General features: G+C 39.6%; 31 protein-coding genes and 2 pseudogenes. 17 read left to right on the forward strand and 16 right to left on the reverse strand.

Annotation, left to right across the window (positions count from 1 at the left end; all coding sequences use genetic code 11):
* Positions 1 to 43: 43 nt before the first annotated feature.
* The 3 genes from ACTJJQ_RS16250 to ACTJJQ_RS16260 form a co-directional block, all read right to left on the reverse strand.
* The gene (locus ACTJJQ_RS16250) at positions 44 to 811 is read right to left on the reverse strand and encodes a pentapeptide repeat-containing protein (protein ID WP_440600397.1); all 768 of its coding nucleotides are present in this window, start codon (positions 809 to 811) and stop codon (positions 44 to 46) included.
* Between the two features lie 257 nt (positions 812 to 1,068).
* The gene (locus ACTJJQ_RS16255; protein ID WP_440600398.1) at positions 1,069 to 1,380 is read right to left on the reverse strand and encodes a monooxygenase; all 312 of its coding nucleotides are present in this window, start codon (positions 1,378 to 1,380) and stop codon (positions 1,069 to 1,071) included.
* Between the two features lie 11 nt (positions 1,381 to 1,391).
* On the reverse strand, positions 1,392 to 2,315 hold the full coding sequence (locus ACTJJQ_RS16260; RefSeq protein WP_440600399.1) for a DsbA family protein: 924 nt from the start codon (positions 2,313 to 2,315) through the stop codon (positions 1,392 to 1,394).
* Between the two features lie 183 nt (positions 2,316 to 2,498).
* On the opposite strand from ACTJJQ_RS16260, the pseudogene ACTJJQ_RS16265 reads away from it, so the two are divergent.
* The 3 genes and pseudogenes from ACTJJQ_RS16265 to ACTJJQ_RS16275 all read left to right on the forward strand — a co-directional run bounded on the left by ACTJJQ_RS16265 (position 2,499) and on the right by ACTJJQ_RS16275 (position 4,069).
* Positions 2,499 to 3,068, forward strand: a pseudogene (locus ACTJJQ_RS16265) (TetR/AcrR family transcriptional regulator).
* Between the two features lie 72 nt (positions 3,069 to 3,140).
* Positions 3,141 to 3,566, forward strand: coding sequence for a MarR family winged helix-turn-helix transcriptional regulator (locus ACTJJQ_RS16270; protein ID WP_061407997.1), 426 nt, complete (start codon positions 3,141 to 3,143; stop codon positions 3,564 to 3,566).
* A gap of 155 nt (positions 3,567 to 3,721) precedes the next feature.
* The gene (locus ACTJJQ_RS16275) at positions 3,722 to 4,069 is read left to right on the forward strand and encodes a DoxX family protein (RefSeq protein WP_058337222.1); all 348 of its coding nucleotides are present in this window, start codon (positions 3,722 to 3,724) and stop codon (positions 4,067 to 4,069) included.
* A gap of 62 nt (positions 4,070 to 4,131) precedes the next feature.
* Here ACTJJQ_RS16275 and ACTJJQ_RS16280 read toward each other — a convergent pair whose 3' ends face one another.
* The gene (locus ACTJJQ_RS16280) at positions 4,132 to 4,329 is read right to left on the reverse strand and encodes a hypothetical protein (protein ID WP_440600400.1); all 198 of its coding nucleotides are present in this window, start codon (positions 4,327 to 4,329) and stop codon (positions 4,132 to 4,134) included.
* A 257-nt stretch (positions 4,330 to 4,586) separates the two neighbouring features.
* On the opposite strand from ACTJJQ_RS16280, the gene ACTJJQ_RS16285 reads away from it, so the two are divergent.
* The 9 genes from ACTJJQ_RS16285 (at position 4,587) to arsC (ending at position 11,876) form a co-directional block, all read left to right on the forward strand.
* Positions 4,587 to 5,756, forward strand: a complete 1,170-nt coding sequence (locus tag ACTJJQ_RS16285) for an FAD-dependent oxidoreductase (RefSeq protein WP_440600401.1) — start codon at positions 4,587 to 4,589, stop codon at positions 5,754 to 5,756.
* A 63-nt stretch (positions 5,757 to 5,819) separates the two neighbouring features.
* Entirely contained in the window at positions 5,820 to 6,479 is a 660-nt protein-coding gene (locus ACTJJQ_RS16290; protein ID WP_440600416.1) for a TetR/AcrR family transcriptional regulator, read from the forward strand.
* 162 nt (positions 6,480 to 6,641) lie between these two features.
* A complete protein-coding gene (locus ACTJJQ_RS16295; protein ID WP_017359563.1) occupies positions 6,642 to 7,292 on the forward strand; it encodes a helix-turn-helix transcriptional regulator in 651 nt (216 codons plus the stop codon).
* An 11-nt stretch (positions 7,293 to 7,303) separates the two neighbouring features.
* On the forward strand, positions 7,304 to 7,678 hold the full coding sequence (locus ACTJJQ_RS16300) for a RidA family protein (protein WP_058213720.1): 375 nt from the start codon (positions 7,304 to 7,306) through the stop codon (positions 7,676 to 7,678).
* 72 nt (positions 7,679 to 7,750) lie between these two features.
* Positions 7,751 to 8,854 (forward strand): threonine synthase, encoded by a 1,104-nt coding sequence (locus ACTJJQ_RS16305; protein ID WP_058213721.1) that lies wholly within the window; start codon positions 7,751 to 7,753, stop codon positions 8,852 to 8,854.
* A 127-nt stretch (positions 8,855 to 8,981) separates the two neighbouring features.
* Positions 8,982 to 9,317, forward strand: a complete 336-nt coding sequence (locus ACTJJQ_RS16310) for a hypothetical protein (RefSeq protein WP_227820632.1) — start codon at positions 8,982 to 8,984, stop codon at positions 9,315 to 9,317.
* A 466-nt stretch (positions 9,318 to 9,783) separates the two neighbouring features.
* Positions 9,784 to 10,131: an ArsR/SmtB family transcription factor gene (locus tag ACTJJQ_RS16315; protein ID WP_440600402.1), complete on the forward strand. Its 348-nt coding sequence runs from the start codon at positions 9,784 to 9,786 to the stop codon at positions 10,129 to 10,131.
* A 6-nt stretch (positions 10,132 to 10,137) separates the two neighbouring features.
* Positions 10,138 to 11,442 (forward strand): arsenic transporter, encoded by a 1,305-nt coding sequence (locus ACTJJQ_RS16320; RefSeq protein ID WP_440600403.1) that lies wholly within the window; start codon positions 10,138 to 10,140, stop codon positions 11,440 to 11,442.
* Between the two features lie 14 nt (positions 11,443 to 11,456).
* Positions 11,457 to 11,876, forward strand: coding sequence for an arsenate reductase (thioredoxin) (gene arsC / locus ACTJJQ_RS16325; RefSeq protein ID WP_098680458.1), 420 nt, complete (start codon positions 11,457 to 11,459; stop codon positions 11,874 to 11,876).
* 210 nt (positions 11,877 to 12,086) lie between these two features.
* Here arsC and ACTJJQ_RS16330 read toward each other — a convergent pair.
* A pseudogene (locus ACTJJQ_RS16330) lies at positions 12,087 to 12,329 on the reverse strand (acetyltransferase); the annotation flags it as partial.
* Positions 12,330 to 12,407: 78 nt separating this feature from the next.
* Positions 12,408 to 13,571, reverse strand: coding sequence for an isocitrate/isopropylmalate dehydrogenase family protein (locus ACTJJQ_RS16335; protein ID WP_440600404.1), 1,164 nt, complete (start codon positions 13,569 to 13,571; stop codon positions 12,408 to 12,410).
* 77 nt (positions 13,572 to 13,648) lie between these two features.
* Here ACTJJQ_RS16335 and ACTJJQ_RS16340 point away from each other — a divergent pair, with 77 nt between their 5' ends.
* The 3 genes from ACTJJQ_RS16340 to ACTJJQ_RS16350 all read left to right on the forward strand — a co-directional run bounded on the left by ACTJJQ_RS16340 (position 13,649) and on the right by ACTJJQ_RS16350 (position 15,518).
* The gene (locus ACTJJQ_RS16340; RefSeq protein WP_440600405.1) at positions 13,649 to 14,821 is read left to right on the forward strand and encodes an MFS transporter; all 1,173 of its coding nucleotides are present in this window, start codon (positions 13,649 to 13,651) and stop codon (positions 14,819 to 14,821) included.
* A gap of 195 nt (positions 14,822 to 15,016) precedes the next feature.
* Positions 15,017 to 15,364 (forward strand): hypothetical protein, encoded by a 348-nt coding sequence (locus tag ACTJJQ_RS16345; RefSeq protein WP_008343786.1) that lies wholly within the window; start codon positions 15,017 to 15,019, stop codon positions 15,362 to 15,364.
* 28 nt (positions 15,365 to 15,392) lie between these two features.
* Positions 15,393 to 15,518, forward strand: a complete 126-nt coding sequence (locus ACTJJQ_RS16350) for a hypothetical protein (protein WP_008343787.1) — start codon at positions 15,393 to 15,395, stop codon at positions 15,516 to 15,518.
* A gap of 53 nt (positions 15,519 to 15,571) precedes the next feature.
* Here the strand turns inward: ACTJJQ_RS16350 and parC are convergent, their stop codons facing one another.
* From parC to ACTJJQ_RS16365, 3 genes are all read right to left on the reverse strand, one after another.
* Positions 15,572 to 18,013 carry a DNA topoisomerase IV subunit A gene (gene parC, locus ACTJJQ_RS16355; RefSeq protein ID WP_322536410.1) on the reverse strand — a complete coding sequence of 814 codons (2,442 nt, stop codon included), beginning with the start codon at positions 18,011 to 18,013 and terminating at the stop codon, positions 15,572 to 15,574.
* A gap of 2 nt (positions 18,014 to 18,015) precedes the next feature.
* Entirely contained in the window at positions 18,016 to 19,983 is a 1,968-nt protein-coding gene (parE, locus tag ACTJJQ_RS16360; RefSeq protein WP_007499323.1) for a DNA topoisomerase IV subunit B, read from the reverse strand.
* Positions 19,984 to 20,398: 415 nt separating this feature from the next.
* Entirely contained in the window at positions 20,399 to 20,812 is a 414-nt protein-coding gene (locus ACTJJQ_RS16365; protein ID WP_440600406.1) for a CoA-binding protein, read from the reverse strand.
* A 154-nt stretch (positions 20,813 to 20,966) separates the two neighbouring features.
* On the opposite strand from ACTJJQ_RS16365, the gene plsY reads away from it, so the two are divergent.
* Together plsY and ACTJJQ_RS16375 are read left to right on the forward strand one after the other, a co-directional pair.
* Positions 20,967 to 21,548 carry a glycerol-3-phosphate 1-O-acyltransferase PlsY gene (gene plsY, locus ACTJJQ_RS16370; RefSeq protein WP_008343794.1) on the forward strand — a complete coding sequence of 194 codons (582 nt, stop codon included), beginning with the start codon at positions 20,967 to 20,969 and terminating at the stop codon, positions 21,546 to 21,548.
* Between the two features lie 96 nt (positions 21,549 to 21,644).
* Complete coding sequence (locus tag ACTJJQ_RS16375; RefSeq protein WP_008343795.1) at positions 21,645 to 21,932, forward strand: HesB/YadR/YfhF family protein; 288 nt, start codon at positions 21,645 to 21,647, stop codon at positions 21,930 to 21,932.
* Positions 21,933 to 21,973: 41 nt separating this feature from the next.
* On the opposite strand, the gene ACTJJQ_RS16380 is transcribed toward ACTJJQ_RS16375, so the two are convergent.
* From ACTJJQ_RS16380 to acnA, 7 genes are all read right to left on the reverse strand, one after another.
* Complete coding sequence (locus ACTJJQ_RS16380; RefSeq protein ID WP_024719080.1) at positions 21,974 to 22,282, reverse strand: hypothetical protein; 309 nt, start codon at positions 22,280 to 22,282, stop codon at positions 21,974 to 21,976.
* Positions 22,283 to 22,285: 3 nt separating this feature from the next.
* Positions 22,286 to 22,708 (reverse strand): acyl-CoA thioesterase, encoded by a 423-nt coding sequence (locus ACTJJQ_RS16385; RefSeq protein WP_178930214.1) that lies wholly within the window; start codon positions 22,706 to 22,708, stop codon positions 22,286 to 22,288.
* Positions 22,709 to 22,811: 103 nt separating this feature from the next.
* The gene (tlp, locus tag ACTJJQ_RS16390) at positions 22,812 to 23,054 is read right to left on the reverse strand and encodes a small acid-soluble spore protein Tlp (protein ID WP_017359579.1); all 243 of its coding nucleotides are present in this window, start codon (positions 23,052 to 23,054) and stop codon (positions 22,812 to 22,814) included.
* A 15-nt stretch (positions 23,055 to 23,069) separates the two neighbouring features.
* Positions 23,070 to 23,213, reverse strand: coding sequence for an acid-soluble spore protein N (locus ACTJJQ_RS16395; RefSeq protein ID WP_008357830.1), 144 nt, complete (start codon positions 23,211 to 23,213; stop codon positions 23,070 to 23,072).
* Positions 23,214 to 23,264: 51 nt separating this feature from the next.
* The gene (locus ACTJJQ_RS16400; RefSeq protein WP_003211002.1) at positions 23,265 to 23,390 is read right to left on the reverse strand and encodes an FbpB family small basic protein; all 126 of its coding nucleotides are present in this window, start codon (positions 23,388 to 23,390) and stop codon (positions 23,265 to 23,267) included.
* A 75-nt stretch (positions 23,391 to 23,465) separates the two neighbouring features.
* Positions 23,466 to 23,969 carry a TlpA family protein disulfide reductase gene (locus ACTJJQ_RS16405; protein WP_008343807.1) on the reverse strand — a complete coding sequence of 168 codons (504 nt, stop codon included), beginning with the start codon at positions 23,967 to 23,969 and terminating at the stop codon, positions 23,466 to 23,468.
* Between the two features lie 66 nt (positions 23,970 to 24,035).
* Positions 24,036 to 26,765, reverse strand: coding sequence for an aconitate hydratase AcnA (gene acnA / locus ACTJJQ_RS16410; RefSeq protein WP_008343808.1), 2,730 nt, complete (start codon positions 26,763 to 26,765; stop codon positions 24,036 to 24,038).
* Positions 26,766 to 26,777: the final 12 nt, after the last annotated feature.

Here is a 26,777-nt window from a genome sequence, read left to right on the forward strand (position 1 = left end):
TGTACCACATAAAGATAAAATAGGAAAAGGGATGTAGCAAACGTTACATGTGATCCTTGCTACATCCAAGATGACTGAAAAAGCGGTCAACAAAAGCGGCCCCATGTATCTTCTCCATATATTTCGTGTTAAAAATATACTGTTCCATTTGTTCAAGCTTCCGCAGACTCCGCACTATTATTTTCCGATCATGGTCAGACAGAGTAGGATCATCATCTATCTTCTCTAAGGCCTTTTTCACACGTGCAGATACATGTTCAACATATAAATGGTGTTTGGATGCTGGCGGAATACATGCCGCTAGGTCACAGCCTATAAAACGAACACCATCAAGGGTGCAGTTTTCAAAATTGGCGATCAGCTTTTGTTTACCATTTCCCTCAAACGTTATATCTATTAGCTTACCAGCAAAGGTACAATTGACGATGTTCGCTGCCTGTAAAACACGGTCATTGAATCTACAATTAGAGAAAGTACAATCGATAAACGTAGCATTCTCCAATGTCATTCCCCTCATATCGCAGGAAGAAAATTCGCAATTGGTGAAGACGGCTTCGTTTTTGCCAATGCCCACAGAGCGCAAGTCTGAATGACTAAAAGTACAATGATCAATCGTACTACCGGCAAAAAATCTCGCATTCGTCAGATCACACGTATCAAATACAAGATGATCCAAGTGACAGCTCCAAAAAATAGGAGAACGAACATTTGAGTTGATGATCGTCGTTCTGCTGATTGTTTCGTTTTCATACCTGGCAACATCAGAAAATGTTTCGTTGTCTCCTGATATACCAGACTCAATTCTTCTCATCGCTATCACCCTATCATTTCTTCAAAATTTTTCACAATCATGATGTCCCTTCAGCCAGTTCATTTTCTATCAGCTCTTGTCTTTGATTCAAGATTATATCACAAAACGATACTCAGCCAGCAAAGAACCGATATTCATTTGAGCTAGGGGAAACTGCTGATCATAACCTTTTAATGAATCGGTTTAAAGTTGAATATCTTACTTCATTCACACGAAATAAGAGCAGTCAACAGCCGCTCTTTTTTCGTGTGTTAATCTTAATACGTTTTTAATGGACCTTTTGTGATATGCGTCAGCTTAGAATTTATGTCAAAGATTTTCGCATTGATGTCTGTTATGCCAAAGCTAGTGATTCTTTTAGCATGCATATCGAGATATGTTTGAGCTTCTTCTTTTGTTTCAAATAAATAAATTCCGCCAGCCTCATTTTTCTCAGGATTCTCCGTCCATATCTTCCATATGAACCCATCCTCTTCATTAATACTTCTCGCTAAATCAGAAAACTCTTTTGCCAATTCATCTCCGAAAGGGCCATTCATCTTAAAATCCACTTGTAATACGTAAGCCATCGCCATTCTCCTTATGTTGAAGTTGTGAAATACTGTTCTCCTAGAGCTTCTTTCATATGAAACGGTACTTGTGAAAGTTCTTTCTCCATAAAAGTCTGCACACCCAATTGATCAATATCGTACATCACTTCAATCTCTTTAGAGAATAGACATTTTTCTTTTTCGAGTAAGGCAGAAACCGGTGGTAGCTTTTTCGGTTGAAGCTCTTCTGTGTTTAAAGCTTGCTTTAATCCATCCACATAGACGTCTAATGGTCGACCACCCGTGATTTTAACTCCTTTATTTTCTTCATTGACGAAGATGATGGTCGGAAAACCTCTTGCACCGAGGTCTCGAACAAGAGCAAAATCTTGATTTAATAAGTCTTGTCCGCTATGGAGCTCCGCTTCATGTAAAATAACATCTCCGTTCAATCCAAGGTTGTTGACGATATCAATCAAAACTGCAATATCCGATATATTTTGATTGAATGCAAATAGCGCTTCTCTTGCACGGCGTAAAAACGTATAGGCTTGTTCATCACCGTGATGTTTTTGAATCACTTTGAACACACGAGAGGACGGGTAGGAGGATTGAACAGGATTGTCAATCATTAAGGACCCATCAATTGGCATGCGAGAATGTTCTCCGACTTCTCTCCAGTGACCCGCAACATCAGCAGGCTTATAAATTCCGTTTGCAGGATCAATTGGACCATCATGCCATTTCTCTAGCAGTCCACCTAACACAGTCTGGAAATGAAAATAATTTCCGTATTGCTCTTTAAATCGGCGCAGGACAGGTTCAATTGCCCAACAATGAGAACAAATCGGATCTGTTACATAGTAGAGCGTAATGTTTTTTTTAGGTTGGTGAAAGTCAATGACCTGAATATCTTCTTCACCTACACCGCATACACCAGTTTCTAAATCACAAAACATGTCATTGTTTTTCAAGTTGTTTCCTCCTTAATTTTTCAGGAAAAAATATGTCCTGATCAGTTGTTTGAATCAAGTCATCATTTGCTTTACAATTGAATCTTAAGACAGAATGAGTGAGATCAACACCAATAATTTCTTCAATTTGTTGTTTATCCGACAGATTCAAGCTTGTGTTTAAAAAGAAGGGGGGGGAAGAAGATGACGCAGCCAAAGACAGATCCGCGTGTATTAAGAACGCGCAAATTAATCATGGAGTCTTTCATGAAGCTTTCATCGAAAAAGGAATTTAAGGATATTACGGTGAAAGATGTGACAGCAGAAGCCATGATTAACTGAGCCACGTTTTATTATCATTTTGAGGATAAATACGATTTATTAGATAAAACACTCTCAGAAGTATTGTCAATTAATTTAGAAAGTATCAATTTTAACAACAGTAAACTAGATGAAGATACAATGATGAATATTTTTAAAGCGCTAGCCAGTTTCCAACAATCTCTTCATAACCGCTGCCAAGTAGAATATGAAACTGAACTTGCTCCAATTGTTCGAGAACAGCTTGAAATTATTTTTTATCAGTTGTTAGTGAATCAATATACAAATGTCGAAAAGCAAGTGTTGAAGGTCACGGCTGTTTTTTTAAGCTGGGGAATTCACGGAGCTTCTGTTGAGTGGAGAAAAAATAGTTTGCACATATCTTCAGAAGAATTTATCAAATCAGCATTGCCGTATATCATGTCAGGAATTGATTTTAAGCATAGCATGTAGACAATTTGACAATGTTTAACCGCTCCACTAATATAAATGCTATAGCATATAAAATGATTAGAGGGTATTTACATGAAGTTACATGATTTAATAGGTTATCTCGTTCATCGCACTGATGTGAAAATGACGAATTATTTTACGAATAGGTTAAAGCCATACGGTGTTACACCAGAGCAGTGGAGTATTATTAGTATTCTTAGCCGTGAAAAAGGCGCGACTCAAAAAGAATTGGCAGAAGGCATTGATAAAAATCAAACCACTGTCGTAAGAATGATCCAGTCAATGGAACGAAAAGGGCTTGTCAAAAAAATCTATAATGAACAAGACCGGCGCTCGCATCACCTGTTTTTAACAGAAAAAGGGGACGAGATCAAAAAGGCGATTCTTCCTGTCGTCATGGATGCACATCGAACTGTGACAAATCAATTAAGTGATGAAGAGATTGAACAATTAAAATTACTTTTAAACAAATTATTCTATTCAGACTATCCATCTTGAAAATTTATAAGGTAGAAACAACCTCTATTTTTGTATGATATATGCTATGACATATAAATTTCATCCATTCAATGTGGAAGTGAGATTTTATCAAGATGGCCCCAGAAACTGGTGTCCATTAAGCGACCCTTTCTGGTCAAATAACTTAGAAAGATGTGATTACTATTTTCATTCTTATTCTACAAATTGTATTGGCCGTTTTCTTTTTCCTCACAGGAACGAAAATCATATCTGGAAAAATGGCAGAAGAGTTCAAACGATTTGGTTTACCTGCTTTTTTTAATGTTTTAACGGGGGCTCTTGAGTTAATAGGCGCTGCTGGAATGCTAGCCGGCATATGGATCCCAACATTAGCATTATTATCAGGCTTATTGTTAGGAGGTACGATGCTGGCAGCTGCATTTACTCTGATCGTATTGGCCAAAGATCCCTTTAAAAAAGCAATCCCTGCACTTGTTTTATTCGCTCTCAGTATCGGTGTCAGCTTATACCACATTCTTTAAATTCATATTAAAAACCACAACAACCTAAACACATCTCCACTGTTCATGACGGTGGATTTTGTTTAGGTTTTTTTGCGATTGAATCGTTTTCGAAGAACTAGGCATGAGACAGCGAATACTGCGAAAGCGCCCGCCGATCCAGCAGCAAACACCAGCTCAAATTGTTCTGGTTTGGGTTTGAATAACAAAGGGGCTGAAAGAATAAGCGCAGCACCACTAAAGCTCAATCCTAATATCAACATGGCCAATAATTTATTCATAGAAACACCTCTTACACTTAGAGTGAGGACAATGGAGACCTACTGATCTAAGTATCATTGTTATGATTCGACAACCTTTAACTGTCCTAAATGGAGTGTATCATATGATGGTGGGCTTATGGGTTTCTTTTCATGAAAACACAATCGTACAACAAACGATCTTAAACGAACAGTGTTCTTTACGAACGATGTTCGTTATAATATAAATGAAATGGAATTTAAAACGATTTCCACAAAGGGATGAGGAGATGCAGAAGATGACATCATTATCTAAGGATCAAAAGCAAATCGCTATCATTGGAGGAGGACCTGGGGGACTAACACTTGCCTTAATTTTGCAAAATTACGGTATACAAACAACCATTTATGAACGAGAGATGCATGACAAGAGCCTTGAACGAGGCGGCTCACTGGATATTCACGAAGAAACAGGTCAAAAAGCTTTAAAAGAAGCAGGAGTTTATGAGAAATTTCAAAAGAAGGCCCGCTATGAAGGGGAAGATTTCCGATTACTTGATAAATCAGGAAGAATTTATTTAGATGAAGAAACGGAATCAGATCAAAAAGGTACTCGCCCGGAAATTGATCGTGGTGTGTTATGTGAACTACTGTTAGAACAAATTGATGCTGAAACCATCAAATATGGGTATAAACTAGAAAGATGCGTTTCATTAGAAAGTGGTATGACAGAGCTTCATTTTGAAAACGGAGTTGTCGAAACAGTTGACCTTTTGATTGGGGCTGATGGTGCTTTTTCTCGTGTGCGTCCTCTGTTAACAGATATTGAGATTGAATACTCTGGGCTCACGATGCTAGAACTGAATGTCTTAAGCGTAGAGGAGAACCATCCTGATTTAGCTGAATTTAATAAACGAGGTAAGATGTTTGCTTTGGCAGACCACAAAGGACTGATTGGGCAGTTAAACGGAGATGGCCGAATCAAAGTGTATGCAAGCCTTATGGTAGAACGCAACTGGATCGAGACTTGTGGTATACCGTTTCATCAAGCGAAAGAAGCAAAAGAACAATTATTAGCGTTATTTAGTGATTGGGATGATCAGCTGAAAAACTATATTCGTTATGCAGAAGATGCCATCATTACAAGGCGGATTTATACGCTTCCTACCAGTTTTAAATGGAATCGTCATAAAGGAGTAACGCTTATCGGTGATGCAGCTCACGTCATGTCGCCATTCGCAGGCGAGGGTGTGAACATGGCGATGTTTGATGCAAGGGAGCTAGCACTTGCTATTGTCCGACATCCTCATCATATTGAAAAGGCGATTGAAGAATACGAAGACATGATGTACGAATATTCATCGGAAAAAGCTCATGAATCGGAGAATAGTTTAAAACTGTGTTTTTCAAAAGACGCTGCGGTCAAGCTTGCAGATATGATGAATTCTTTTCAAAAGGATGATGATTGATGCTCAATTTACTATTTTACTTTGACATGTTATAAAGAGAGTATGAACAATTCAAATCGTCGTATGATAAGTCGCCGGTCTCGGCCGGCTAAAGAACCCTTAAGCCGTGAGCTTATTGTGAAAACGGCCTATGAGCTTCTTAAGGAGCAAGGAATAGAGGGCATGAGTATGCGTAAGGTGGCTAAAGCACTCGATACGGGACCTGCATCCTTGTATGTCTACGTGAACAATGTTCAAGAACTCAGTGCTTACGTATTGGATTATGGTCTCGGACAAATGGTTTATCCAGAGTCAGAGGATGGCACATGGAAAGAACAGTTATTCGACATATTGCATACTTATTTCCTACTGCTGTTCGAAAAACCTGGTCTCGCTGAAATTTCTCTTTCCACCATTCCACAAGGAACGAACTTTCTTCAGTTGACCGAACATCTTCTCGCTGCATTGCATGAAGGCGGGATCAAATCTACATCCGCAGCATGGGGAGTAGACCTATTGCTGTTATATGTATCTTCCGTAGCTTACGAAAAGGTCTCTTGGAAGAAACAAGGCTCTTCACAGATTTCAGACACAAAAAAAGCATTTCTTCAAGCAGACAAAACGCAGTTTCCTCTCATTCATCGTGTAAAAGAAGAAATGTTTGCAGGTGATACCGTATCAATGGAACGGTTCCGATGGGGAATTGACGTCATTTTGTATGGAATCCAGCAGGAAGACAATTAGAAAGGAGCATAAGCAAAAAGCAGTCAATGGCTGCTTTTTTTATGTGGTGATTTTCATATTTGTGATCTTGTGAGCATTACAACATATAAATAAATCTATATATTGTTTTTATATATAAAAAATTATATAATCTAGTGGAATAAAAAAATGAGGTGCTTAGGCATGGAACATATTAAAAAGTTATTAGAGAGTTATATTCCTTTAGCAAAATCTACTGCAAAAATGTTTGGACCAAATTGTGAAGTGGTGATTCATGATTTAACGAACCCTCAAGCATCTGTCATGTTTACAGTAAATAACCATGTGACAGGAAGAGAAATCGGCCAATCATTTGATCATCTCGTAAAGACTGTATTACAATCAGAAGATTTTAAAGAAGATTATTTGGCTGGTTATACATTTGTAACAGAAGATAAGCGTACGATTCGTTCTTCGACTTCATTAATACGTGATTCAAAGCAAAAAGTGATCGGAGCTTTTTGTATCAATTTTGATGTTGAAGCACTAAATCAAATGCAGCAATTTATGGACACATTTCTTTCTACACAAGTGGAAGCTCAAGAAAAAGAAACAACATCAAATGATGATCTTGAAAATGTGGAAGAAATCGTCGATCAATTGATTCAACAAATCATTCAAAACAGTGTTCATCCAGTCATGAAACGTCATGAAAAAATTGAACTAATCAAATTCATGGATGAAAAGGGCATTTTTTTAATGAAAGGATCTGTTGAGAAGGTCGCATCTATGTTAGGCATTTCCAAAGTAACCGTCTATAGCTATTTGGATGAAATCAAAAATAAATCGAGGTAAGGAGTGTCAAAATGGAAAGCGTACTCGAGGTAGGAAATCTAAAATCAAACGGACACTATGCATTCGCAACCATTCATCAAAACACGGTCTATGTTTCGGGACAATTTGCTATCAATCCCGAAACGACAGAAAAAGAGTTCGGCCCCATTGAAGAAGAAACATTACAAGCGCTTAAGAATGTGGAGATGATTGTAGAAGCTGCAGGAAGTAAAAAAGAAAAGATTTTGCGCATGACATTATACATTTCAGATATTGAATTATGGGACAAAGTAGATACGGTTTATACCGAATTTTTCGGTGAACATAAACCAGCTCGTACGGTTGTGCCAACGAATGCATTACATTTTGGATTCAAAATTGAAATGGATGCCATTGCATATGTTTAATATATTTTTTTGCCTATTCCATATAAAAAATTATATTTCGTATAAAAAAATATTTATAGGGGTTGATGATTGATGAATCAATTAATTTGTAACCATTGCGGGGAAAAATATGAGATGACACCAACTCTATGGAAATGTGATTGTGGTGGAGTATTCAATCTAGTGAAAGATACCCCGAAAATAGACGTCACAGCTTGGGATCACTATCCAAATTCATTATGGCGTTATGTTGAAACCATGCCATTTCCAAAAGGTTCTAAGACGTGGGAAACTGTGACAATGGGCGAGGGCCAATCTCCTTTAATCGTTCTAGATCCTAATGAGCCAAACACTTATGTAAAAGTTGATTATATGATGCCTACACTATCATTTAAAGACCGTGGAGCAGCTGTGTTAATGACAAAAGCTAAGGAATTAGGGGTAACAAAAGTCATTGCTGATAGCAGCGGGAATGCAGGAACGGCAATTGCTGCGTATGCGGCGCGTTGTGGTATTGCCTGTGACATCTATCTAAGTGATCAAACATCACCTAAAAAAGTCGCTCAAATCAAAGCCCACGGAGCAACGATTAAAGAAATTCATGGTACACGAGAAGACATTGCAACTGCGGCCCAAAAGGCAGTAGACGAGGAAAACGTTTTTTATGCAAGCCATGTCTATAACCCTTATTTTTTCGAAGGTACAAAAACATACGCCTATGAAATCTATGAACAATTAAAAGGGGCACCGGATGCTTTAATCATTCCGGTTGGAAACGGTACTCTGCTGCTCGGTGCGTATTATGGCTTTGAAGAGTTATTCGAAAATGGTCTCATTCATAAAATACCGAAAATTATTGCCGTACAAGCAAAGAACTGCGCACCACTTGTGAAAGCTTTTCAACATGCGGAGGAATCAGCAATGCCTGTCACAAATAAAGGGACTGTAGCAGAAGGAATAGCTATTGCTGCCCCGGCGCGCTCCAAACAAATTTTAGAAGCTGTATACAAGACGAATGGTACGTTTATTGATATTGAAGAAGAAGAAATTCTCCATGCACGCTCTAAACTAAGTGAGAAAGGATTTTATGTAGAGGTGACATCTGCCATCAATTTTGCTGGCTACATGAAATATCAAAAGGAATCAGCAGAAAGCGTCATCATTCCTCTTTGTGGTGCAGGAATTAAATCAACATAAACCTTAGAAACCCAGATAGAATAGAGAGTTGCGTGCTCGTTGACCTATTATATGATCAATCAGGAGTGATATTAGCGAGTGTTGAAACGACCATTACAATTTGAAAACGGAGGAATGATTCGTGGGAATGGATTTTACTCATTGCGAAGCACATTGGTCTTACACCGACTTCCATGATTTTAGATGCAGGTTAGCGGCATGTATCGGTATGAATTTAGATGAAATGGAGGGATTTGGCGGGGACATACCCTTTGAAAATTTTACAGATGACATCATTCTTTTGCTGGATCTTTCGGATTCTGATAGTTACTTAATGCCAGAGGTTTGTCAAACTGTTGCAGTTAGATTGCGTCAACTGATCCGCAATTGGCCAGATGATGATATGGATAAAATGAACGCTCTCCATCTAGCAGAGGGAATGGAACTGGCACATCAACAAAATGAGCCTTTGGGATTTATATAAAGTAAAGAGAATCTTTACGGATCAATTGATTCTTTCCCTCAATAAAATAGAGGTCAAGGATAAAGTTTTTCATTTGTGTTCATGACGTAAAACCATGTATTAAGTGACATGGTTTTTTGCTTGCAATAAAGTGCGAAAGCGATATTAGAACATATTCAAACAGCTCGACATTACACAATAACCAAAGCATAAGCAGAAAATTGGTTTGTAAAAAAATGTTGGTACTGGTACTGAAAACCCCCTAATGACTCATGATAGCATAAATCCAACAGCATGCTGGCACAAAAATGATAGCTATTATGATCCAAAAATAGAATTTCCTTAAGGTGAAATGAAAGGGGAGCATAACTAAGAATAAATTTTTGTTTAAATTCATATAATCAATTGATTATATAAGTTTTCGGTTATATAATGTTGAAGGAGTTGATAACAAGGACCGTCACTTTTGAAAAGGGGGGGAATCATTGTGACTGCAGATGTTTCAATTGGTGTGACAAATATGTCGAATTGTTTAAAAACACTCAGTGATCAAACAAGACTAATCATGATGAAATTGTTTTTGGAGAAAGAATATTGCGTGTGTGAACTGGTAGATATGTTCGAAATGAGTCAGCCAGCGATTAGTCAGCATCTACGAAAATTAAAAAAAGCTGGATTTGTTCATGAGAACAGAAAAGGGCAGTGGCGTTATTATTCAATCAATACACTGTCTCCAGAATTTGAGACGATTCGGATCATCTTAAATCAAATTAATAAAGAAGATGACCTTTTAAAAAGTATACAACATAAAGCAACAAACATTTCTTGTTCGTAAGGAGGGATGGGTTTGAGTTTTGCCGTTTTATCATTAATCATATTTTTGTTAACTTTGGTACTGGTTATCTGGCAGCCAAGAAATTTATCCATAGGGTGGTCCGCATGTGGAGGGGCCATTTTAGCATTAATCGTAGGTGTTGTGAATGTTGACGATGTGATCACCGTGACAGGCATCGTTTGGAATGCGACTTTAGCTTTTGTCGCCATTATCGTCATTTCACTCATCCTTGATCGAATCGGCTTTTTTGAATGGGCAGCATTGCATATGGCAAAGGCTGCAAAAGGCAGTGGGCTACGTATGTTTGTGTATGTGACCATCCTTGGTGCAATCGTCGCTGCTCTATTTGCAAACGATGGTGCAGCACTTATTTTGACACCCATTGTTTTAGCCATGGTCAGAGCATTACACTTCAATGAAAAAATAGTATTCCCTTTTATTATCGCGAGTGGGTTTATTGCAGATACAACATCGCTTCCACTTGTCGTAAGTAATTTGGTGAACATTGTAACAGCCGACTATTTCAACATTACATTTATTGAATATGCATCCAGAATGGTTGTTCCAAACCTTTTTTCGTTGCTTGCGAGTATCACTGTACTGTACCTTTTCTTTAGAAAGAGTATACCTAAACGCTATGATATGAATGAGTTAAAGCAACCTAGTGAAGCAATAAAAGATCCAAAGATGTTTAGATTATCTTGGTATATATTAGCTTTTTTATTGATTGGTTATTTTGCAAGCGAATTTTTATCTATACCTGTATCGGTCATAGCTGGTGTGATTGCCATTTTATTCTTGGTCATTGCACAAAAAAGCCCTTCTGTTCAAACAAAAAGCGTTCTAAAAGAAGCTCCCTGGGCGATCGTTTTCTTTTCCGTAGGTATGTACGTTGTTGTCTATGGCATGCGAAATGCAGGACTTACTGATGCTCTTTCAAGCATAATTCAAGCTGTAGCAGATCAAGGTTTATTGGCAGGGACTCTTGGTATGGGATTTATCGCAGCGATTCTTTCATCTGTCATGAATAATATGCCGACGGTCATGATCGATGCATTAGCCATATCCGGCACCGATACACAAGGAATGATGAGAGAAGCGTTAATATACGCAAATGTCATTGGTTCTGATTTAGGACCAAAAATTACGCCCATTGGCTCCTTAGCAACACTACTATGGCTTCATGTCCTTTCTCAAAAAGGTGTGAAGATTTCCTGGGGGACATATTTCAAAATAGGGGTTATTTTAACTGTACCAACGCTATTCATCACACTTTTAGCATTGTATTTCTGGCTAATGATTATACATTAAAGGAGACGATCAACATGTCAAAGAAAACAATATACTTTTTATGTACCGGTAATTCTTGCCGCAGTCAAATGGCTGAAGGTTGGGCTAAAAAATATCTTGGAGATGAGTGGAAGGTCTATAGCGCTGGTATTGAAGCTCATGGATTAAATCCGAATGCTGTAAAAGCAATGAAAGAAATAGCGATTGATATTTCTCATCAAACGTCTGACCTGATTGATCCGAAAATATTGCATCACGCTGACTTAGTCGTAACACTATGCGGGGACGCAGCTGATAAATGCCCGATGACTCCTCCTCATGTCGAGCGTGTCCATTGGGGCTTTGATGATCCAGCAAAAGCAGAAGGAACAGAAGAAGAGAAGTGGTCATTTTTCCAAAGGGTAAGAGATGAAATTGGAGATCGATTGAAACAGTTTGCTGAGACTGGAAAGTAGTGCTGCGTTTGAGTCGATTGAATATAAAATCTAATAATAAAGAGGATCAAGTCAAAGGTTCTCTTTTTGCATTAATTAATATCTAGTTTACATAATATATATTCTAGGAAGTTAAATAACAATTGAATTTTCTTTGTCTCATTATTAAGTATACTTATCTTATTGAGATAAAACGAAAAATGAAAATCCAACGGTTGATTTGTTAGATTTTCATTCCTCTAAATGTTTTAAGATTTTTGCAAGATTCCTGCCAACAATCACATTTGCCGGAACATCTTTTGTCACAACGGATCCTGATGCAATGACAGATTGTCACACCTGGATTGATAATGGCACCGCCGCCAATCCATACATGATGTCCAATTGTGACTGATTTGCCGAATTCAATACCTGTTTTTGACGTTCTTCTGGATTTAACGGATGTCCAGCTGTATATATATGTACATTTGTCGCGCTTTTGCTCGATCTGCCATCAATGTGTGGTCATTTGGGTGATAGTATTGATCATCTTTTCTTTTTCTGTTTTCATGTTCATCTCCCTTTTATTGAAAATTCATTCATCGTTTGAATGAATGCCTCGGTGAATTGTGTCGTCGTCTCATTTCCTCCTAAATCCTTCGTTTTCAAGTTCTTTTTTAAGGTCTCATAAAGAGTATGTTCGATCAGACTAGCTGTCTGTTTTAATCTTTCATCTTGATATTTCACATGTAGCCAGTTACAAAGCATTACTGTAGAAAGAATCATGCCCATTGGATTGGCGATATTTTGACCAGCTATATCAGGTGCTGAACCATGTGCCGCCTGTGCCATCGCTTGATTTTCGTTACAATTTAATGAGGGTGCCATTCCTAAACTGCCGACTAGTTCTCCTGCAAGATCAGATAAAATGTCGCCAAACATATTTTCTGTCACAATCACATCAAAATCACCTGCACGTCTCACTAAATGGGCAGCCATCGCATCAATATGAATATCCTCAACCTCCACTTGTGGATATGCTTTCGCTACCTCTTGACATGTTCGTAAAAACAAGCCAGATCCTAATTTGATCACGTTCGCTTTATGAACAATGGTGACTTTCCCCCTCCTCTCCACTGCACGTTGAAAGGCCGCGTGGGCAATACGGGTAATTGCTTTTTTTGTAAACACACCTGTAGATATGGCGACATCTGGTGTAATCATACACTCTCCTGTCCCCTGATACATATTCCGGTCTGGATAAAAGCCTTCTGTATTTTCTCGAAAAATGACAAGGTCGACGCCACTGGCAACGCTTTTCACACCTGGTAGCGATTGCGATGGACGAATATTTGCAAATAAATCAAATGTATGACGCAGTTCTCCACTTGGATTTCTTCTTTCTTTCAATTGATCAGGATATGAAGCTGAATCATGAGGTCCTAATATCCAGCCATGGCATTTTTTCAAGGCGGCTATCGTAGAAGCTGGCACTGAATCTTGATGAGAATGAATGGCTTCAGCACCGATAGGACACTCTACAAATTCCACAAATGGTTCATTGAACTGTGACAGCGCTGTCTTTAAAATACGCATACTAGAATTAACAATTTCCGGTCCAATCCCGTCTCCCTTTAAAACACCTATTCGATATGACATATGTATCGCCCCTTTTGTCTTTATTCTATCAAAGAATGATGAAGTTGGAATATTTTCTTCATGATGATCCTCCCTCATGTTATTTACGAATCAAGAAGTCTCCTTTATAATCGAGTAGATTTGTTCTGTATGACTACATAGATATGAGGGATTAGATGAAATTAAAGTGGTATAAAGCGATTATTGTTATTTTTACGATGTCTGGGATCTCCATCTCCACTTGGTTTTCAAGAACACCAGAAGTGAGAGATTTGTTGCAAGCAGATACAGGCACAATGGGACTCATTTTACTCGGCCTATCTGTAGGTTCCATTGTCGGGCTGATTCTTTCCAATGTATTCGTTCGCAAAAAAGGCGGCCGAGTGGCGATTGTGGTCAGCGCTTTTTTGATGTTTATTGGATTCTCAACCCTTGCAATCGGCGCCGCCCTCTCTTCTACGCTAATTGTCACTGCTGGTCTTTTTCTTTTTGGTTCAGGCTCAGGTATGTGCAATGTAGCCATGAACTTAGAAGGAACGGAGATTGAGTATCAGATCAAGAGAACGATCCTGCCGATTTTGCATGCTTCTTTCAGTATTGGAACGTTAATTGGTGCAGGTGCCGGAATTCTCTTTATTTATTTAGGTGTGTCTGTCCTCATTCACCTTCTCACCATTGCACTCCTTTTCTTTCTCAGTATCCTGATTTGTACACGGTTTATTCCGCACGGGACAGGAAAAGATCCGGATGAGACGCAGACAGAATCCGTTGAGGCTTCTCAAACATCATGGCTGAACAAACGAACGATCTCATTAGCGATGATTGCCTTATGTCTCGCATTTGTAGAAGGTTCTGCAAATGATTGGATTCCACTAGCAATGGTTGATGGCTATCAGGTTTCTCATTCAATGAGTACGGTCATCTACGCATTATTTTTGTGCGGGATGATTAGTGGCAGACTACTGAGCGGACGTTTCATTGATCGCTTTGGCAGGGTGCTATTGCTAAGAATCGCGATCTTATCTGCTGCCGCCGGACTATTATTGGTGATTTTAAAGATTTCACTCGTCGTGTGTATGATATCTATCTTTTTATGGGGACTTGGCGCGTCCTTAGGCTTCCCGCTGACCATTTCAGCAGCTGGTGATGATAGCCGCTATGCTGTCAAACGTGTCAGTATCGTCACTTTATCTGGGTATACAGCCTCTCTATCAGGGCCCCCTGTTTTAGGACTGCTCGCCAATCAAGTCGGACTGCTTCATGCGTTTATTTTTGTTCTGTTTGCCATTTGTATTGCAGGAATCTTCACAAAAGCTGTTGCAAAACCGACATCAATACATTCTTTTTGAAAAGTGCCAGATCTTTGATCTCGGTACTTTTTTTAAATTTAAAAAATAAAATTGAAACCTTTCATGAAGTGAAACAGTCCTATAGATGTCTTGATGTTTAGCGCTTTTTTAAAGAGGGAAAGTAAAAAAATAAGACTTTTCAAATAACTGAAAACGTGGTAAGATCATGAAAATAAACAGGAAGGGGTGAGAAAAATGAAAAAAAATATGCTGTTAAAATTAGCAGTCTTATTCATAGCACTTGCAAGTTTTCATTTGTTCTCAATGCCTCATTCCGTTCAGGTATACCATCATGCAAAGGTGGTTGCTGATCAAGAATCACATGAAATGAAAATCGTTCAGACAGCAGGCGATGAAAAGAAACAAAAACATGTGAACGCAGTATTTGCGGCATTTACAGCACTGCTAGTCATTGGCAGTATGGCAGCTGGATTTGCACGCATCACTTATACTGATCGATTTGACCGGAAAAAGAAGCATTTACTTGCAGTGTTCTACCAGTCTTCGAATTTCCGAGTAGCTCGTGTTAACCCAACCATTTAAATCAAACAAAATTGGGAGGTTTTACACGATGTTATTTTTCTTAAGAGTATTCATTCTAGGTCTGTTCTCTGTCACTTCACTTTCTCTTTTCGTTTACCAAGGAATTGAAGTAGTGCATGCCATTACAAGCATGTTTGGCAATCACGAGAGTTAAATTGACCTCATCATAAAAAACCCCCTGCCTTACGCAGGGGGTTTTCGTTATGCTTATTTATTGTCATCTTGGTCAGATGCAGCAGGTGATAAAAGAACTTGAGTTACTTCTCCCTGCTCTTCCTCATCTAAAATAAACGATCCATTGCTATAACGATCATTTGCCCTTAGTGTGGAAATATCGAGCGGGATCGTGGCACCCTTTTCCGTATCAATCTCAAGTGTATCGTGCAGTGAAGCAGCAATCACAGCAACAATTCTGTGAGGGTTTTTCTTTAATTCTCTTAGCATGATCACTCCACGTTTTGCTCTTGATGTCTTATCAAATTCAGAGAGGTTCATCCGCTTCACAGCACCTCTTTGTGTCGTGAGAACAAGCACATTGTTCTTCGGATCAATCATTTGTCCAGAGACCACCTCGTCTCCGTCCTTCAAATTGATGCCTTTCACACCAGCCGCTCTCGGACCGACCACACTCACTTCTTCTTCATCAAACCATAATCCATAGCCATTTTTCGTTGCAATAAACAATTCTTGCTGACCTGTTGTGACATGAACATCTACAAGTTCATCATCACCTTTTAAATTCAAGGCGACAAGCGGTTTTGAATAACGCTGCGCTTTATATTGGAGAAGCTCTGTTTTCTTCACCATACCGCCTTTTGTAAAGAACAAGAGATACGATGATTCATCGAATTCTTTAATTGGGATCGCTTTTTGAATGGATTCATCCCGATCAATCGAAATAATATTCGTAATATGCTGCCCCATGTCTTTCCAGCGTATATCTGGCAACTGATGAACTGGACAGTAAATGTAGCTCCCTTTATTCGTAAATAGCAGAAGAACATCTGTTGTATTCATTTCAAACTGGTGAATCAGTCGGTCTGTATCCTTCATACCGAAGTCCTTACCGTTTGATGCAGCATAGGAACGCTGGCTTGTCCGTTTGATGTATCCATCTTTTGTGACTGTGACGTACACGTCCTCTGATGCGATCATCACTTCAAGGTTAATCTTAATTTCTTCAATTTTTTCCTCAATGACGGATCGTCTTTCATCAGCATACGTCTTTTTCAACTTCTTCAAGTTGTTCGTAATGACTTTAAACAGCTTCTTCTCATTCGCTAAAATGTCTTCAAGCTCTGCAATTCGCACGTCAAGCTCTCTTGCTTCGTCTCTTAGTTGGGTGATATCTGTATTTGTTAAACGATATAACTGGAGAGAAACAATCGCTTCTGATTGAGCTTCTGTAAAATCATATTTCTCCATCAAATTGTTTTTCGCATCACGCTTATCATTAGACGAACGAATCGTCGCAATGACTTCATCTAAAATGGAAAGAGCTTTAATTAACCCATCTACAATATGATGACGTTCTTTTGCTTTTCGAAGCTCGTATGCTGAGCGGTTCGTCACCACTTCTTTTTGATGAGCAATGTAAGCGTCTAGTACAGTTGTAAGCGTCATTAAAGTCGGTCTTCTGTTATGTATCGCGACCATATTAAAGTTATATGGGATTTGCAGATCAGAATTTTTATATAAGAAATTCAAGACACCATTCGCATCTGCTTCTTTTTTCAGCTCTACAACAATCCGAAGGCCGGTACGATCCGTCTCATCCCGAACTTCAGAAATTCCTTCTACTTTTCTTTCAATGCGGAACTCGTCCATCTTTTTGACAAGATTGGCCTTATTCACTTCATAAGGAATTTCTGTGATCACGATTTGCTGGCGTCCACCGCGGATGGTTTCAATCTCCGCTTTTCCGCGAATCATAATCTTTCCTTTTCCTGTTTCATATGCCTTCTTAATACCATCCACACCTTGAATGATCCCGCCTGTTGGGAAATCTGGCCCTTTGATGACTGTCATTAAATCTTCAACCGTACAATGCGGCTGTTCAATTCGCTTGATCACGCCATCAATCACTTCTCCTAGGTGGTGCGGCGGAATATCAGTCGCATAACCGGCTGAAATCCCTGTTGAACCGTTCACAAGAAGGTTGGGAAACATCGCTGGTAAAACAACAGGCTCTTTGCTTGTATCATCAAAGTTCGAGACAAATTCGACTGTCTCCTTGTCGAGGTCCTTTAAAAGCTCTGATGCAATGGCAGAAAGCCTTGCTTCCGTATAACGCATGGCAGCAGGAGGATCTCCGTCGATACTCCCGTTATTTCCATGCATCTCAATTAGCACATTTCGCACTTTCCATTCCTGGCTCATTCTCACCATGGCTTCATAAACAGAAGAATCACCATGAGGATGATAGTTACCAATGACGTTACCGACTGTTTTGGCAGCTTTACGGAAGTTTTTATCTTGTGTATTTCCTTCTGCATACATCGCATATAAAATTCTTCGTTGTACAGGCTTTAATCCATCACGTGCATCTGGAAGTGCACGATCTTGGATAATATATTTACTATAGCGACCAAAACGGTCCCCAATCACTTCTTCTAACGGTAAATCATGAAATCGTTCTTGTTGTGCCATGTTTAAACCTCCTCAGCTAGCGACAAGTTTTCATTTTCAAGAATGTTGCTTTCCTCATCAAGTCCAAAGGCGACATTCTTTTCAATCCATTTACGGCGTGGTTCTACTTTGTCACCCATCAGTGTCGTGACGCGGCGTTCCACCCGTGCAGCATCATCGATCTTCACCCTGACAAGCGTTCTCGACTCTGGATTCATTGTCGTTTCCCATAGCTGGTCGGCATTCATTTCACCTAAACCTTTATAGCGCTGAATCGTATATCCTTTTCCAACTTTCTTTAGTACGTCATCCATTTCTTCATCAGACCAAGCATATTCAATGACTTCTTTCTTCCCTGAGCCTTTGCTGACTTTATATAAAGGCGGAAGGGCAATGAATACTTTGCCATGCTCAATCAGCGGCTTCATATAGCGGTAGAAGAATGTAAGCAATAGAACCTGAATATGCGCGCCATCTGTATCAGCATCTGTCATAATGACAATTTTGTCATAATTGATGTCTTCTACATTAAAATCGACACCAACCCCGCCGCCAATGGCATGGATAATGGTATTGATTTCTTCGTTTTTGAAAATATCCGCAAGCTTTGCTTTCTCTGTATTAATGACCTTCCCTCGAAGCGGCAGCACCGCTTGGAATTTTCGATCACGACCTTGCTTGGCTGATCCACCCGCTGAGTCGCCCTCTACTAGATACAGTTCATTTCTTGCCGGGTTTCTAGATTGAGCAGGTGTTAATTTTCCGCTTAGTGTCGCTTCAGATTTTTTCCGTTTCTTGCCGCTCCTTGCTTCTTCTCTTGCTTTTCTAGCCGCTTCTCTTGCCTGCTGCGCTTTAATTGCCTTTTTCACAAGCAGCGTTGCCGTTTCGCGGTTTTCTTCAAGGAAATAAGCCAATTTTTCAGAGATCACAGCGTCTACAGCTGACCTTGCCTCACTCGTTCCAAGCTTTCCTTTTGTTTGTCCTTCAAATTGAAGAAGTTCTTCAGGAATTCTGACAGAAATAACAGCTGACAGGCCTTCACGAATATCCGTACCTTCTAAATTTTTATCTTTTTCTTTTAAAAGGGTCACTTTGCGTGCATATTCATTAAAGGCTCTCGTCATGGCCGTTTTTGCACCAGACTCATGCGTACCGCCATCTTTGGTTCTTACGTTATTGACGAACGACAGAATATTTTCTGAATAGCCGTCGTTAAATTGAAAGGCAAAATCGACTTCAATGGACTGATGTTCCCCTTCAAACGAAACGACTTCACTAAGTACATCCTTTTCCTCGTTTAAATAAGCAACGAACGCTTCAATACCTGTCTCATAATAAAAGGTTTCCTGCACATCATGGCGCTCATCAATCAGCTCTATTTTTAGCCCTTTTAATAAAAAGGCTGATTCTCTTAAACGCTCTGATAATGTATCAAAATTATAGGTGGTGACACTGAACATCGTTGGATCTGGCTTAAAATGAATCAGTGTACCGGTCTTTTTCGTTTTCCCGATTTTTTCAAGTGATGTGACTGGCTTTCCGCCATGTTCAAAGCGCTGGTGATAAATAAATCCATCGCGTTCTATCGTCACGGTGAGCCACTCTGAAAGTGCGTTCACAACGGACGCCCCAACCCCGTGAAGTCCACCACTTGTTTTATAACCGCCTTGACCAAATTTTCCGCCTGCGTGCAGGACCGTTAAAATGATCTCTGGTGTCGGTTTTCCAAGCTTATGCATACCAGTAGGCATTCCGCGCCCTTTATCTTGGACGGAAATGCTGTTATCTTTATGTATTTTGACAATGATATGATCTCCATGGCCAGCGAGCACTTCATCGACAGAGTTGTCTACGATCTCATAGACAAGGTGATGAAGACCGCGTGAATCCGTCGATCCAATATACATCCCTGGACGTTTACGGACCGCTTCAAGCCCCTCTAGCACCTGAATAGAATCATCGTTATAATCTACTTGCTGCTTTTTAACCAAATGCTTAATCCCCTTTCACTAACAAACATAACCGGCTAATCATCAATGATCTCTCTAGATTTTAATGATGATCATGCTGCTCATTACTGTCCACTTTAATAAGCTGCATCATCACCATGCATGTGTGATTCAGCGATACATGCTCTTTTGCACGGTTATGAGAATGTTCTACATTCTGCAATCAGAACTAGAAGTCCATTATAAACAAGACTGTTTCATAAGCCAAATGCAATCATATGATGGTTTTAGCAAAACAGAACAAATGTTCTATATTTATCTTATCGCTCTTTTTCTCGATATGCAAGGTCACCGATATGTCCCTGTCGCCTTATTTTATCGCTTTCTTCTAGAATCGCAAATATATTTCTGCAACAAAAAAGCAAAAATCCTTGGTTTTTCAAGGATTTTTGACGATTTAATGAGTTTTTGTCATCGCATGAGCCACTTTGATACATAAATCCATGATGGCGACCTTGCCATTTTCCTCAATCAGCCTTTTCGCATCTTCATGATATACGCCTTGCTGTGCCCAAAAAACAGGTGCATTTATTTCAAGAAATTCTTTCGCCAACTCAGGCAAAAACTCGGAACGTCTAAAGACATTGACGATATCAACAGGCCCTTCTATGTCTTTTAAAGAGTCGACCGCTTTTACCCCAAGTGCTTCATCAATCGTTGGATTGACAGGAATGATGTCATAACCGGCATCCTGCATGGCTTTTGAAACCATATAAGACGTTCGGTGCGGCTGATCTGACAAACCAACAACCGCAATTCGCTTACTGCTTTTTAATATACGCCCAATTTCTTGTTTTGAAGGATGATTCATCCAGACACTCCTTTTCTTCTATTTTAGCGAATTTCTTGTTAAAAACAAAGCTGAATTCATCGGCCATCGTTTTTTTCAAAAAAAGATCGCCATGTTTTTCATAAGATCATGTTAAAATGTAAGACAAGAGGGAGAATATAAAGGAGTTATGCAGATGTTAATTGCTTTGATGTTTATTTTGGCTTATCTTCTCGGCAGTATTCCATCAGGTCTCATTGTCGGGAAAGCTGCAAAGGGAATCGATATCCGTGAACATGGCAGCGGGAACCTAGGTGCGACGAATGCATTCCGTACACTGGGTGTTAAAGCAGGGTCCATCGTTATCACAGCTGATATTTTAAAGGGGACTCTTGCTTCGGCTTTACCGTTTTTCATGCAACTGGACATTCATCCCTTATTAGCAGGAGTTGCTGCTGTTATCGGTCACAGCTTTCCTGTCTTTGCAAAATTTAAAGGGGGAAAAGCGGTCGCTACATCAGGCGGCGTGCTGTTATTTTATGCCCCGTTCTTATTTATCACGATGATCGCTGCTTTTTTCTTATTTTTATACATTAGTAAATATGTTTCATTATCATCTATGCTGACTGGGATCTACACATTCATTTACAGCATATTCACCCAAGATCTATTTTTAATTATTGTTGTTGCTGTTCTTGCTGGCTTTGTGATCTTCAGACACATCGCCAACCTCAAACGAATTCTCAACAAAACTGAACCGAAAATCAAATGGCTTTAGCCGTTTCATCAATTTAAATATGTGGTAAAAGTAAAGAAAAGCTGTTTTTGCATCCTGCATTTAAAAACAGCATGACTTCAAAAAGGGGCGATCACATTGAAATTAACGATAAAAGATGATGCACTCAATTGGTACAAGAATGAACTAGATTTAGAAAAAGGTGATCATGTTCGCTTTTTTGTCAGATATGGCGGGTGCAGTAATGTTCAAAAAGGCTTTTCTCTCGGCGTCGCAAAAGATGAACCTCAAAATGCCGGCGCAACCGCTGAAGTAGAAGGCATTACTTTCTTCGTAGAAGAAAGTGATATTTGGTATTTTGACAACCATGATCTGCATATTGATTATAACGAGTCCGTGAAAGAACCAGAATTTCATTATGAATAAACAAAAAAGATACCTCATCCCTCGGGTATCTTTTTTGTTTATCACTCAATATAAAGTCCATACTCCTGAATGTTTCCTAATGACCGCTCTTTTTGCAAAATCCGTTTTTGCGAATCACCGATGAGATCAAAATGAGGAAAACCTTCACGAACATGAATCCACTCTTTCTTTAATCCATGCTTTTGTCCCCAAGCGATTAATTGCTCCATATCCTGACAGGCTGCCTTTGTGACAGTATTCGCATGCGGAAAACGGTCATCAAGCCAATAGTGTGTCAAAAAGGCCACATTCCCTTGCCGAACAGCTGATTTCCAAGCATTTAGATCCTTTCTTTTAATACCAAATGCCATGAATCAAACCTGCTTCTTGGACTGTTCGTATACGCTGTGCCATGCAGGGAAAGCTTTTCTAAATTGAATCGGTCTAAAGGTTTCTTTGTCCACACAAATATGTGAGGTGGTCCCTGTAATAGCCGTTTGTCCATCAGGTTTTTGTATTTCATAGCCATACACTGTTTTCACGCCGTTATATTCTTCAATCCATGTGTGAACTGTAGCCGTTTCACCGTACAGTAGTGGTTTCTTATATTGAACCTGAAGATCGACAACAGGTGCAAGGACACCGTCTGCCTCTAACTGGGCATAGGAAAAGCCTAATTCTTTAATTAACGCTGTTCTACCGACTTCCATCCAAATTAAATAGTTGGCATGATACACAATGCCCATTTGATCTGTTTCTGCATAACGGACTTCTATTTCTTTTCTAGATACATACACGTTTTCATCGCTCTCCTATCAAAACCTAACGTCTCTGACATTTTACCACATTCCAAATGGTTCTTCTAAAAAGAGGCAATAAAATAAACCAGGAATCCCTGGTTTATTCAGTGTAACCGCTCTTTCTTGCTGCTTCCTCGTCCTTTATTTCAGAACGCATTGCGTCAATACTTGTTCTACGGTTTTCATTTTTTTGCTTGATCATCTGCTTTTCTTCCTCTGTTGAAAGACCCATTGCTGCTTCAGATTCATCAATATTTTCAAGTGTGTTTTCAATCATATCCTGCAGCTTCTCAACATTGTCAGAACGATCATCTGGATTGGATTGATATGACTTGTCATTCATCATGCTTCCCTCCTATTATTCGCCCTTCGTCTGTATCACATCAGGCTGTTCATTCGATTTATTATGCATCTTTTTGCCTTTATTTCGTTTGTATGCTACAGGTTTTGTCCCTAAATGGTCTGGTGTAAACTGCGCTTGTTTATCATGCTCTCTACCCATCATTCATCCCTCCCTCTTCTTTAGGATGAACGAAAAAGGACAAATCATAACTTATTTCTGTCTAAATCGCTCTTCCAACTTTTCTTCAAGCTGGTTTAAAAATTCCTCATTGCTTAATAATTCTTTTTTATTTTCAAGCACAAGTTCTTCAAATGTACGGCGCTTTCTTCTTCTCATGTCTATCACCACCTCCACTCTGTTCATACCATTTTCGCCAAAACATTTAGAAAATAAGCAAAAAGAGCTGAATCATTATAGATCCAGCTCTTTTTCAATTTCTTTTTTTGTGAGCATTTGATGCTTTACAGACAGGATACGCCCTTTTTCATCTAGTATGTATGTCGTCGGATAGGAAAGTACCTGATATCTCGCTTGAATACCTTTTTGATCTAATAAAACAGGAAAACTGACCTTAAGTTCATCAATAAATGAGGCGACGTGATCCACACTCTTTTCAGTGTTCGTCAAATTCACCGCTAGTACCTCAACTTGGTCATTTTCACTTCTAATTGCATCTAGATCTGGCATTTCTGTTCGGCAAGGCTTACACCATGTCGCCCAAAAATTGAGGAGTACTTTTTTCCCTCGATAATCAGATAACGATGCCGTTTTGCCATCAAGGGTTTTGAGCTCAAAATCAGGGGCTTTGTCCCCTGTTTCAAGACCGATGGCAGGTTCTTTTGGTCCGAATACATTCCATGCAAGTAAACCAATCAACACAAGTAAAACAGCGCTTGCCATTCCTTTTTTCCACATGATTGATCCTCCACTATGTTAAAAAAGAAGAGAAAGCTGTCTAAGCGCCTTCTCTTCTTTGCTTTATTAGTTGCTTGCCAATTTTTCACGCAATACCATTTGAAGGATACCACCATGACGGTAATAGTCAATTTCGACTTCACTGTCAAAGCGAACAATTACTTCAAATGTTTTCTCGTTGCCATCTGTATCAATTGCTTTTACAGTGACAAGATCACGCGGACGAACTGTTTCATCAACATCTACTTCGAATGTTTCTGTTCCTGTTAGTCCATAAGTTTCTGCACTTTCTCCATCTTTAAACTGTAAAGGAAGTACACCCATGAAGACAAGGTTACTTCTGTGGATACGCTCAAAGCTTTCCGCTAGAACGAATTTAATTCCAAGAAGATTTGTTCCTTTTGCAGCCCAGTCACGAGAAGAACCCATTCCGTAATCTTTACCTGCTAAGATCGCAAGACCAGTTCCATCTTCTTTATAACGCATGCATGCATCATAAATGGATGTTACTTCACCAGTTGGCCAGTACGTTGTATACCCGCCTTCTGTTCCTGGTGCGATTTGGTTTTTAATACGGATGTTTGCAAAAGTACCTCTCATCATAACATGGTGGTTACCACGGCGAGATCCGTATGAGTTAAAGTCTCTAGGCGATACGCCTCTTTCTTGCAAGTATTTACCTGCAGGTGTGTCTTTACCAATCGCTCCAGCAGGAGAAATATGGTCCGTTGTGACAGAATCACCGAACTTCGCCACTACGCGCAATCCTTTAAGTGGTTCAACTTTACCAGGTTCAACTGATAAGTTTTCGAAGAATGGCGGGTTATCAATGTATGTGGAATTTTCATCCCATTTATACAATGCATCGTCCGTCGTTTTAATTTCATTCCAGCGGTCATTGTTGTCAAAAACAGTTTCATACTCTGAACGGAATAGCTCAGGTGTGACAGTGCTTTTCACGACGCTGTTGATTTCATCCATTGATGGCCAAATGTCATTGAAATAAACGTTCTCGCCATTTTTATCGACACCGATCGGATCTTTTGTTAAATCAATATTCACCGTACCAGCAAGTGCATACGCCACAACTAATGGTGGAGATGCAAGGTAGTTTCCTTTTACAAGCGGGTGGATACGACCTTCGAAGTTACGGTTACCTGATAAAACAGAAGTGATCAGCAGATCATTTTCAGAGACAGCATCTTCAATTTCTTTTTCCAGCGGTCCTGAGTTTCCGATACATGTTGTACAGCCATACCCAACAATGTTAAATCCGAGGTCTCTTAAGTATGGAAGAAGTCCTGAGTTCACGAGGTATCCTGTTACAACCTTAGAACCTGGCGCTAGTGACGTTTTCACGTAGTTTGGCACCTTCATGCCAAGCTCACTTGCTTTCTTCGCAACAAGACCTGCTCCGATTAAGACGTATGGGTTCGATGTATTCGTACAGCTCGTAATCGCTGCAATGGCAATCGCACCTGTCTTCATCACAGCTTTTTCACCATTTGCTAGATCAAATTCGATTTGTTTGTCTAGCTCTGATTTTTCTAAGCCAAACCCTTGGTTACCAGCTGGGCTTTCGATGTGTTTATGGAACGTCTCTTTCATTTGAGAAAGTGGAATCAAATCTTGTGGACGTTTAGGACCAGATAAGTTTGACTCAATTTGAGAAAGATCAATTTCCACAACATCAGTAAAGATTGGCTCTTCTGCATCTGGCGTATAGAATAAGCCATTTGCGCGAGAATATTCTTCAACGATATTAATTTGCTCTTCATCACGTCCAGTAAGGCGAAGGTAAGCAAGAGCTTCCTCATCTACTGGGAAGAATCCGCAAGTAGCACCGTATTCAGGCGCCATGTTTGCAATTGTTGCACGATCTGCTAACGGCAATTGTGCAACACCAGGTCCGAAGAACTCGACGAACTTGTTCACTACGCCTTTTTCACGAAGAACTTGTGTCACTTTTAATGCAAGGTCAGTTGCAGTTGTTCCGTTTGGAAGCTCTCCAACTAATTTAGCACCAATAACTTCTGGTACTGGGAAGTATGAAGGCTGACCAAGCATACCAGCTTCTGCTTCGATACCGCCAACGCCCCATCCAAGTACACCGATACCGTTAATCATTGTTGTATGTGAGTCAGTACCAACTAATGTATCTGGGTAAGTGATGATCTCGCCATCTTCTTCGATTGCATGAACAACACTTGCAAGATACTCTAAGTTCACTTGGTGAACGATCCCTGTTGCAGGCGGAACAGCTTGATAATTGTTAAACGCTTTCTTTGCCCAGCTAAGGAAGTTATAACGCTCTGCGTTACGTTCGAATTCTAAATCCATGTTAATGTTTAATGCATCTTCAGTTCCAGCTTTATCGACTTGTACAGAGTGGTCAATGACCAGGTCAACTGGAATTTCAGGGTTGATTTTATCTGGGTCTCCTCCCACATCTGCCATTGCTTTTCTTAAAGAAGCAAGGTCAACGACAGCTGGCACACCCGTGAAGTCTTGTAAAATAACACGAGAAGGTTTAAATGGAACATCAATTTCTTTTACCTCGGCAGTTCCCCATTTTGCCAAGTTTTCAACGTGTTCCTTTTTGATCACTCTACCGTCTACTTGGCGAAGCACTGATTCTAAAAGTACCTTAATGGAATAAGGCAGCTTAGAAACATTTCCGATTCCTTGTTTCTCTAGTGCTTCTAACGAATAATAGTGATACGTTTTCCCATTTGTCGAAAACGTTTTTCTAGATTGAAAAGCGTCTTGTTTAGCGACTTGCTGCTGTTTCGACATGTCCAAAATCCC

Source organism: Bacillus sp. 22483 (assembly GCF_052044605.1).
GTDB lineage: Bacteria > Bacillota > Bacilli > Bacillales > Bacillaceae > Bacillus > Bacillus altitudinis.

What these genes read in the sequence shown, in the direction of transcription:
- ACTJJQ_RS16305 (WP_058213721.1), top strand. Translation starts at nt 7,751, where the DNA reads ATGAATCAATTAATTTGTAACCATTGCGGGGAAAAATATGAGATGACA.
- ACTJJQ_RS16310 (WP_227820632.1), top strand. Translation starts at nt 8,982, where the DNA reads ATGGATTTTACTCATTGCGAAGCACATTGGTCTTACACCGACTTCCAT.
- ACTJJQ_RS16300 (WP_058213720.1), top strand. Translation starts at nt 7,304, where the DNA reads ATGGAAAGCGTACTCGAGGTAGGAAATCTAAAATCAAACGGACACTAT.
- ACTJJQ_RS16345 (WP_008343786.1), top strand. Translation starts at nt 15,017, where the DNA reads ATGAAAAAAAATATGCTGTTAAAATTAGCAGTCTTATTCATAGCACTT.
- ACTJJQ_RS16405 (WP_008343807.1), bottom strand. Translation starts at nt 23,969, where the DNA reads ATGTGGAAAAAAGGAATGGCAAGCGCTGTTTTACTTGTGTTGATTGGT.
- ACTJJQ_RS16290 (WP_440600416.1), top strand. Translation starts at nt 5,820, where the DNA reads ATGATAAGTCGCCGGTCTCGGCCGGCTAAAGAACCCTTAAGCCGTGAG.
- tlp (WP_017359579.1), bottom strand. Translation starts at nt 23,054, where the DNA reads ATGAATGACAAGTCATATCAATCCAATCCAGATGATCGTTCTGACAAT.
- ACTJJQ_RS16255 (WP_440600398.1), bottom strand. Translation starts at nt 1,380, where the DNA reads ATGGCTTACGTATTACAAGTGGATTTTAAGATGAATGGCCCTTTCGGA.
- ACTJJQ_RS16340 (WP_440600405.1), top strand. Translation starts at nt 13,649, where the DNA reads ATGAAATTAAAGTGGTATAAAGCGATTATTGTTATTTTTACGATGTCT.
- plsY (WP_008343794.1), top strand. Translation starts at nt 20,967, where the DNA reads ATGTTAATTGCTTTGATGTTTATTTTGGCTTATCTTCTCGGCAGTATT.
- ACTJJQ_RS16350 (WP_008343787.1), top strand. Translation starts at nt 15,393, where the DNA reads ATGTTATTTTTCTTAAGAGTATTCATTCTAGGTCTGTTCTCTGTCACT.
- arsC (WP_098680458.1), top strand. Translation starts at nt 11,457, where the DNA reads ATGTCAAAGAAAACAATATACTTTTTATGTACCGGTAATTCTTGCCGC.
- ACTJJQ_RS16280 (WP_440600400.1), bottom strand. Translation starts at nt 4,329, where the DNA reads ATGAATAAATTATTGGCCATGTTGATATTAGGATTGAGCTTTAGTGGT.
- ACTJJQ_RS16400 (WP_003211002.1), bottom strand. Translation starts at nt 23,390, where the DNA reads ATGAGAAGAAGAAAGCGCCGTACATTTGAAGAACTTGTGCTTGAAAAT.
- ACTJJQ_RS16335 (WP_440600404.1), bottom strand. Translation starts at nt 13,571, where the DNA reads ATGAGGGAGGATCATCATGAAGAAAATATTCCAACTTCATCATTCTTT.
- ACTJJQ_RS16250 (WP_440600397.1), bottom strand. Translation starts at nt 811, where the DNA reads ATGAGAAGAATTGAGTCTGGTATATCAGGAGACAACGAAACATTTTCT.
- parC (WP_322536410.1), bottom strand. Translation starts at nt 18,013, where the DNA reads ATGGCACAACAAGAACGATTTCATGATTTACCGTTAGAAGAAGTGATT.
- ACTJJQ_RS16365 (WP_440600406.1), bottom strand. Translation starts at nt 20,812, where the DNA reads ATGAATCATCCTTCAAAACAAGAAATTGGGCGTATATTAAAAAGCAGT.
- ACTJJQ_RS16295 (WP_017359563.1), top strand. Translation starts at nt 6,642, where the DNA reads ATGGAACATATTAAAAAGTTATTAGAGAGTTATATTCCTTTAGCAAAA.
- ACTJJQ_RS16380 (WP_024719080.1), bottom strand. Translation starts at nt 22,282, where the DNA reads ATGGCATTTGGTATTAAAAGAAAGGATCTAAATGCTTGGAAATCAGCT.
- ACTJJQ_RS16285 (WP_440600401.1), top strand. Translation starts at nt 4,587, where the DNA reads ATGACATCATTATCTAAGGATCAAAAGCAAATCGCTATCATTGGAGGA.
- ACTJJQ_RS16270 (WP_061407997.1), top strand. Translation starts at nt 3,141, where the DNA reads ATGAAGTTACATGATTTAATAGGTTATCTCGTTCATCGCACTGATGTG.
- ACTJJQ_RS16395 (WP_008357830.1), bottom strand. Translation starts at nt 23,213, where the DNA reads ATGGGTAGAGAGCATGATAAACAAGCGCAGTTTACACCAGACCATTTA.
- acnA (WP_008343808.1), bottom strand. Translation starts at nt 26,765, where the DNA reads ATGTCGAAACAGCAGCAAGTCGCTAAACAAGACGCTTTTCAATCTAGA.
- ACTJJQ_RS16320 (WP_440600403.1), top strand. Translation starts at nt 10,138, where the DNA reads ATGGGTTTGAGTTTTGCCGTTTTATCATTAATCATATTTTTGTTAACT.